At 47.0% G+C, this 6,860-nt stretch carries 7 protein-coding genes; 6 read left to right on the top strand and 1 reads right to left on the bottom strand.

Annotated elements, in window-relative coordinates:
• Positions 1–265: 265 nt before the first annotated feature.
• Complete coding sequence (gene rocF / locus CYJ37_RS25135) at positions 266–1,162, top strand: arginase (protein ID WP_009795852.1); 897 nt, start codon at positions 266–268, stop codon at positions 1,160–1,162.
• A 32-nt stretch (positions 1,163–1,194) separates the two neighbouring features.
• On the opposite strand, the gene CYJ37_RS25130 is transcribed toward rocF, so the two are convergent.
• Positions 1,195–1,353 (bottom strand): aspartyl-phosphate phosphatase Spo0E family protein, encoded by a 159-nt coding sequence (locus tag CYJ37_RS25130; RefSeq protein ID WP_022543224.1) that lies wholly within the window; start codon positions 1,351–1,353, stop codon positions 1,195–1,197.
• A 186-nt stretch (positions 1,354–1,539) separates the two neighbouring features.
• On the opposite strand from CYJ37_RS25130, the gene sigW reads away from it, so the two are divergent.
• The 5 genes from sigW to glmM all read left to right on the top strand — a co-directional run bounded on the left by sigW (position 1,540) and on the right by glmM (position 6,579).
• Positions 1,540–2,103, top strand: a complete 564-nt coding sequence (sigW, locus tag CYJ37_RS25125; RefSeq protein WP_009795680.1) for an RNA polymerase sigma factor SigW — start codon at positions 1,540–1,542, stop codon at positions 2,101–2,103.
• 69 nt (positions 2,104–2,172) lie between these two features.
• A complete protein-coding gene (locus tag CYJ37_RS25120) occupies positions 2,173–2,811 on the top strand; it encodes an anti-sigma factor family protein (RefSeq protein ID WP_101552824.1) in 639 nt (212 codons plus the stop codon).
• 227 nt (positions 2,812–3,038) lie between these two features.
• Positions 3,039–3,866: a diadenylate cyclase CdaA gene (gene cdaA / locus CYJ37_RS25115; RefSeq protein ID WP_009795682.1), complete on the top strand. Its 828-nt coding sequence runs from the start codon at positions 3,039–3,041 to the stop codon at positions 3,864–3,866.
• A complete protein-coding gene (locus tag CYJ37_RS25110) occupies positions 3,859–5,193 on the top strand; it encodes a CdaR family protein (RefSeq protein ID WP_101552817.1) in 1,335 nt (444 codons plus the stop codon). The genes cdaA and CYJ37_RS25110 overlap by 8 nt, the downstream gene beginning before the upstream one ends.
• A gap of 36 nt (positions 5,194–5,229) precedes the next feature.
• Entirely contained in the window at positions 5,230–6,579 is a 1,350-nt protein-coding gene (gene glmM, locus CYJ37_RS25105; RefSeq protein WP_101552815.1) for a phosphoglucosamine mutase, read from the top strand.
• The last annotated feature ends 281 nt before the right edge of the window (positions 6,580–6,860 follow it).

The raw sequence follows: 6,860 nt of genomic DNA, 5'->3' as shown, positions 1-6,860 counted from the left end.
TATGTTTAAAAACGTTATAACTTCTAACAGCTGTACATGTACATCGAATCTAAATCTGCAGCATCATGTGTTATCCGCGGGTGGATCATGCCATTTTCGTTATAATTCTTACTGCCGATTCCCCCAGGAATTTACCTCTATCTTTTTATCCTTTTGATTTTTCAGAAAAGTACGCATATATATGCATGATTTTGTCGAGTTGAGTCATTGCTTTGAAAGCGGTTAAAATGAAAGCAGAACAGGGGTGAAGGAGGAACATAGAGAGATGAAGAAACTATCGATTATCGGGATGCCGATGGATCTTGGGCAAATGAGGCGAGGCGTTGATATGGGGCCAAGTGCTATCCGCTATGCCGGTGTAAATGAACGTCTGAAATCTTTATTTGAGCACATTCATGATCTGGGTGATATAGCGATTGGACGCCCGGAGGTGGAGATAGATCCAGATACCAATCTGAGGAATCTTGAGCTTATTGCAGATAAGACCGGCCAGCTGGCAGAAAAGGTTGATGAAGTAATCAAGGGCGGTTCATTCCCTCTTGTGTTAGGCGGGGACCACAGCATTGCCATCGGGACGCTTGCAGGTGTGTCGCGGCACTATAAAAACCTCGGCGTCATCTGGTATGATGCCCATGGAGATCTGAATACAGCAGAAACATCGCCTTCCGGGAATATCCATGGCATGCCGTTGGCAGCTTCGCTGGGCATCGGCCATCCGCTTCTGACCGGGATTGGGGGCTACTCACCGAAGGTAAAGCCTGAGAACATCGTCATCATCGGAGCAAGGGCCCTGGATGAGGGTGAGAAAGAGCTTGTGAAGGAGAAGGGCATCAAAGTATATACAATGCATGAGATTGACAGGCTCGGGATGGCAAGAGTGATGGAAGAAGCAATTGAGTATCTGAGGGACCGGACTGATGGGGTTCATTTATCATTGGATCTGGACGGGCTGGATCCCAACGATGCACCAGGCGTGGGGACTCCAGTCATAGGAGGCATCAGCTACCGTGAAAGCCACCTGGCGATGGAAATGCTTGCAGAAGCGGAGCTGATCACTTCCGCTGAGTTCGTGGAGGTCAATCCGATCCTCGATGACAAGAATAAGACGGCATCTGTAGCCGTTGCGCTGATGGGATCGCTTTTCGGCGAAAAGCTCCTTTAAAGAAACAAAAAACGGTAACTTGATTTTTCAAGTTACCGTTTTTTGACCAGATGATTGTATTTGTTCAGCAATGAATCCAGCCTTGTACTGGCTTCAATTACATGATGGCTGGACAAAGAGGTACGGGAAGCCAGTTGGACCATTTCCTTGCGGCACTTTTCAATATCCTGCAACAGTTCTTGAATGCCCATTCAAAAAAACCTGCCTTTTCCTCAGCTTAATTAGTCCCTTTATACCCCATTTAAAACTTTTTAAACATGAAGAAGTAAATTTTTGTTAAAATAATAGTTATTGAGAAATTTTATATAAAAAACGAAACCTTTTCCGCTATCGATCCGTAATATCGTATAGCCGCATTAGAGCGGAGGTAAATAGAAATGGAAGCAATCGTAAAGAAAAGGATCAAACAGGTATTAAAAGGCGACCAGAATGCTTTTGGGGAAATTGTGGAAATTTATAAAGACAAGGTGTTCCAGCTTTGTTTCCGTATGCTCGGCAACCGCCATGAGGCGGAGGATATTGCACAGGAGGCTTTCCTGCGCGCATATGTTAATATTCAAAGCTTTAATATCGACCTGAAGTTTTCCACCTGGCTGTACAGAATTGCAACCAATTTATGCATTGACCGGATCAGGAAGAAAAAGCCCGACTATTTTCTGGATGCGGAGGTTGCCGGGACGGACGGATTGACGATGTATTCGCAGATTGCAGCGGATACCAGACTGCCCGAGGAAGATGTAGAGAGCCTGGAGCTTCAGGAAACCATTCAAAACGAAATTTCCAAGCTTCCTGAAAAATACAGGTCAGTAATTGTGCTGAAATATATCGAGGAGCTTTCTCTCAACGAAATAAGCGAGATTATGGACCTGCCGCTCGGGACGGTTAAGACCCGCATACACAGGGGCAGGGAAGCTTTAAGAAAGCAGCTGCGTCATGTGTAGAGATGAATGGCTATGCCATCTTCTTTTGCAAAAATGAATTCAGCTTATCATTTTAAGAGGGTGAGAACTTTGAAATGTCCAGCAGAGATTGTCGAGTATATGCACGAGTATCTAGATGAAGAGATCTCAGCCGAGCATGAACAGCAATTAAGGGAGCATTTGAGCAGCTGCGACGAATGCCGCTCTTATTTTCATGAATTAAAGAGAGCTATTGCACTGGTGCAAAGCACTTCACATATACAAGCTCCGTCAGGCTTCACAGCTGGTGTGATGGCGAAGCTTCCAAAAGAAAAGAAGCAGGTGGGCTTCCAGCGGTGGTTCAGGCATCATCCCCTGCTTACTGCTGCTTCCCTGTTCCTCATCCTTATGATGGGAAGTGTCGTCTCCACCTGGAATAAGGACCATAATTTTTCGGTCTCCAAACAGCCGAACCTTATCGTCCAGAATGACACGGTCATCGTACCGGAAGGTGAAGTAATCAAGGGTGATGTGATTGTCCGCAATGGCAAGATAAAAATCGAAGGCCAGGTCGATGGCGATGTGACCGTCATCAATGGAGAGCAGTATATGGCTTCTGCAGGCCAGGTGACTGGTGATATCAAGGAAGTGAATGAAGTGTTTGAGTGGCTCTGGTATCATATCAAGAGTCTTGGCAAAGATCTTGTGAATGTGTTCGATGAGAAAGAAAAAGAGCCTGAAGCAGGCTGATTGAATAGAGAGAGCAAATCCCTGTCAAACTAGAAATATCCGGCTGAGCCGATATTCATTTGGCAGGGATTTTTTTTTAGATGAATGAGAAGGCACGCCAAGAGCTTTGCAATATATCCCATGTCCATATCATTGGTTTTCAGAGTATTTATGATATAATATGTGAGTTACATACATTGAAAACAAAGCTTATGCTTTTTGGAAAAATATATTTGGAGGAAGGGATAATGTCGTTTGCAGATTTCTCAATTTTGAAATACCTGGCTAATATTGTTGACATTCTCCTTGTTTGGTACGTCATCTACAAACTGATCATGATTGTGAGGGGCACCAAGGCCGTACAGCTCTTGAAAGGGATTTTTGTTATTCTGATCGTCAAGGTGATCAGCGATAAATTCCAGCTGCAGACACTTGGCTGGATGATGGAACAGGTTCTGCTATGGGGGGTCCTGGCCATTATCATCATCTTCCAGCCTGAGCTCCGGAGGGCGCTTGAGCAGCTGGGGAGGGGAAGATTCTTTTCGAGAAGCAGCTCCCAGGAAGAAAATGAACAGGAAAAGATGGTGGATTCCATTACAAAGGCCGTTGATTATATGGCTAAACGCCGGATTGGCGCCCTGATTTCGATTGAGCGTGAAACAGGGATGGGCGATTATATAGAAACAGGCATTCAGCTGAATTCAAAAATATCATCAGAGCTCCTGATCAATATTTTCATCCCGAATACACCTCTTCATGACGGGGCGGTCATTATCCAGAGGAATTGTGTGGAAGCTGCAGCCTGCTATCTGCCGCTGTCTGAGAGTCCGTTCATTTCTAAGGAACTTGGCACAAGGCACAGGGCCGCCCTGGGAATCAGTGAGGTCACAGACAGCCTTACCATCGTTGTATCTGAAGAAACGGGAAGCGTCTCACTGACTAAAAACGGTGAGCTTCACAGAAGCCTGAGCTCTGAGGCATTCAAGGAGCTCCTATCCAATGAATTGATTGTCAGCCAGAAGGCGAAACAGTCTTCTTCAGCCCGCTGGAATTGGAGGGGGAAGAAAAATGGATAAGCTGATTGATAAGCTGGTGGACAACAGGTGGTTCATGAAAGCTGTGGCCCTTGTTCTGGCTTTGCTCCTTTTTGATGCTGTCTATGATGGATCCGACAAATCGGGCGAGGTTAATGTTCCCGGGGATCAGGACACTGAGCTGATTGAAGATGTCCCGGTCAAATCCTATTATGATACCGATAATCTTGTCGTCACCGGAGTTCCGGATACTGTGGATGTGAGGGTGTCAGGGCCGAAAAGCCATGTCCAGATCGCCAAGACGCAGCGGGACTTTGAAGTATATGTAAATTTATCTGATGCTGAAGTTGGCGAAAAGCAGGTCCGGATCCTTGTAAGGGACATTTCGGATCGCCTCGATGTAACAGTCGATCCGTTATATGCTACAGTCTCTATCCAGGAGAAAGTAACGAAGGAGTTCAAGGTAGAGCCTGAATTCAACCAGTCCCTGCTTGGAGACGGATTCACATCCGGAGCACCATCTGTTAAGCCTGAAACTGTTAAAATAACGGGTGCCAAGGACGTAGTCGACCGCATCAGCTATGTGAAGGCAGCTCTCGATGTCAAAGGTCCGATAGAGGAATCTGTCACAGGAGCTGCAAGCATCAGGGTGCTCGACAGGGATATGAATAAGCTGAATGTAGCTGTCGATCCAGAGACGGTAGAGGTTACCGTCTCTGTGAAAAGCCTCGCTAAGACCGTGCCGATCGATGTCGTCCGGAAAGGTTCACTGCCTTCGGGTGTGACGCTTAACAGTATTGATCTGGATACAGCTGAGGCGAGAATCACCGGAAGCGAAGAAGCGCTCGGCCAGACGGAAAGAGTTAGGGTTGAGATTGACCTGGGCAAGATCACCAAAGATGGTGTTCAGACCCTTCCGGTCATCATCCCGGACGGCATCACATCTGTCGATCCGAAGACAGTAGAGGCTTCCGTGGATGTGACAGCTGAAAGTCAGGAAGATCAGGAGGACGCCGGCTCAGAAGCAGAAGAAGATGAAGCTGAGACGGCGACTCCTCCTGCGGAAGAAACAGAGAAGGATGAAACCAAAACCTTCTCGAACCTTCCGATTGACCTGACTGGGGCAGCAGAAGGATATACCGCTGCTTTCGCTGATGGATCAGGGAGAACAAATCTGTCTGTCCAGGGGCCGGTCGGTGTGGTCAATGGCCTTGGTTCTGCAGATTTCAATATATTCGTCGATGCAAGCAGCCTGTCAGAAGGGGAGCATGATGTGCCAGTAAAGGTCACTGGCCCCGATAATGTAAGCTGGAAGCTATCAAGAGAAACAGTGAAGGTTTCTATTACTAAAAATAACGAAGAAGCTTAAATAAAATGTCACTATGGTTAGAAGGAGCGATTTTTAATGGGTAAATATTTCGGTACCGATGGAGTACGAGGGATTGCAAATAGTGAATTGACCCCGGAGCTGGCTTTCAAACTGGGCCGGTTTGGCGGATATGTGCTAACAAGAAATGAGGACCGCCCAAAAGTATTGATCGGCCGCGATACACGCATATCAGGGCATATGCTGGAAGGGGCCCTTGTCGCAGGACTGCTTTCCATTGGGGCTGAAGTCATGCGCCTTGGCGTCATTTCAACGCCTGGAGTAGCGTATCTGACAAAAGCCCTGGGTGCACAGGCAGGTGTTATGATCTCTGCTTCCCACAACCCTGTAGCTGATAATGGGATCAAATTCTTCGGGCCTGATGGCTTTAAGCTTTCAGACGACCAGGAGCTGGAAATTGAAGCTCTCATGGATAAGGCAGAAGATGAGCTTCCGCGTCCGGTAGGGGCAGACCTGGGCCAGGTGAATGACTATTTTGAAGGCGGACAGAAATATCTTCAATATTTGAAGCAAAGTGTTGATGAAGACTTCTCAGGCATACATATCGCGCTTGACTGTGCGAACGGGGCTACCTCTTCACTGGCAGCACATTTATTTGCGGACCTTGATGCCGACCTTTCGACAATGGGCGCATCCCCTAACGGCCTTAACATCAATGATGGCGTAGGATCGACTCATCCTGAAGCACTTTCGGCTTTTGTAAAGGAAAAAGGGGCGGATGCCGGTTTTGCTTTTGATGGTGACGGAGACCGTTTGATTGCTGTAGACGAAAATGGCGACATCGTTGATGGAGACCAGATCATGTATATCTGCGGAAAATACTTGAAAGAGCAGGGCCGCCTGAAGCACAACACAGTTGTGTCCACAGTCATGAGCAACCTTGGCTTCTACAAAGGGCTTGAAGCAAATGGCATTGAAAGCATCCAGACTGCAGTCGGAGACCGCTATGTGGTGGAGGAAATGAAAAAAGAGGGCTACAGCCTTGGCGGGGAGCAATCCGGCCATATTATATTCCTTGACTACAACACCACTGGTGATGGCCTTTTGACGGGCCTTCAGCTTGCTAATATCATGCAGGCGACCAAAAAGCCGCTGTCAGAGCTCGCGAATGAAATGAAGAAGTTCCCGCAGACGCTCGTCAACATTAAAGTTACAGACAAGCACCATGTAACAGACAATGATAAGGTACATGCTGTGATTACAGAGGTTGAAAATGAAATGAACGGAAACGGGCGCATCCTTGTCAGGCCTTCCGGCACAGAGCCTTTGGTCCGTGTAATGGCTGAAGCGCCTACAAAGGAGCAGTGTGAGACCTATGTGGAGCGCATAGCCGCTGTTGTCCGCGAGGAAATGGGTTTAAAGGAGTAATAGAAGGGAAGATATGCATAGAGGAACGCTTTGGCGCCTCTATGCATATTTTTTTATATGGAGCTCCTGAAGCTTCATGGGAAAATGTGTATTTTTTATGATATCAGTTGACGGATTCTCGCGTGGTGATGTATGATTATCCTGTTTTTGCAAACCATAGTGCAAAGCATATTCAATAATAGAAAGGTGGGTCGTCAGGGTATACTTTTAAAGCGCCTGAACTAGCCATGAGAGGGCTAGTTGACGAGGAGGAGGTTTATCGATTTTTCGGCGGATGCCTC

It is taken from the genome of Bacillus sp. UMB0728, assembly GCF_002858875.1.
GTDB lineage: Bacteria > Bacillota > Bacilli > Bacillales > Cytobacillaceae > Bacillus_AB > Bacillus_AB infantis.
Note: the sequence above shows the minus strand (reverse complement) of the source record. Positions and strands in the feature narration are given on the sequence as shown.

Coding starts and splice junctions, on each gene's coding strand:
- rocF (WP_009795852.1), top strand. CDS start 266: ATGAAGAAACTATCGATTATCGGGATGCCGATGGATCTTGGGCAAATG.
- CYJ37_RS25130 (WP_022543224.1), bottom strand. CDS start 1,353: ATGGGCATTCAAGAACTGTTGCAGGATATTGAAAAGTGCCGCAAGGAA.
- sigW (WP_009795680.1), top strand. CDS start 1,540: ATGGAAGCAATCGTAAAGAAAAGGATCAAACAGGTATTAAAAGGCGAC.
- cdaA (WP_009795682.1), top strand. CDS start 3,039: ATGTCGTTTGCAGATTTCTCAATTTTGAAATACCTGGCTAATATTGTT.
- CYJ37_RS25110 (WP_101552817.1), top strand. CDS start 3,859: ATGGATAAGCTGATTGATAAGCTGGTGGACAACAGGTGGTTCATGAAA.
- glmM (WP_101552815.1), top strand. CDS start 5,230: ATGGGTAAATATTTCGGTACCGATGGAGTACGAGGGATTGCAAATAGT.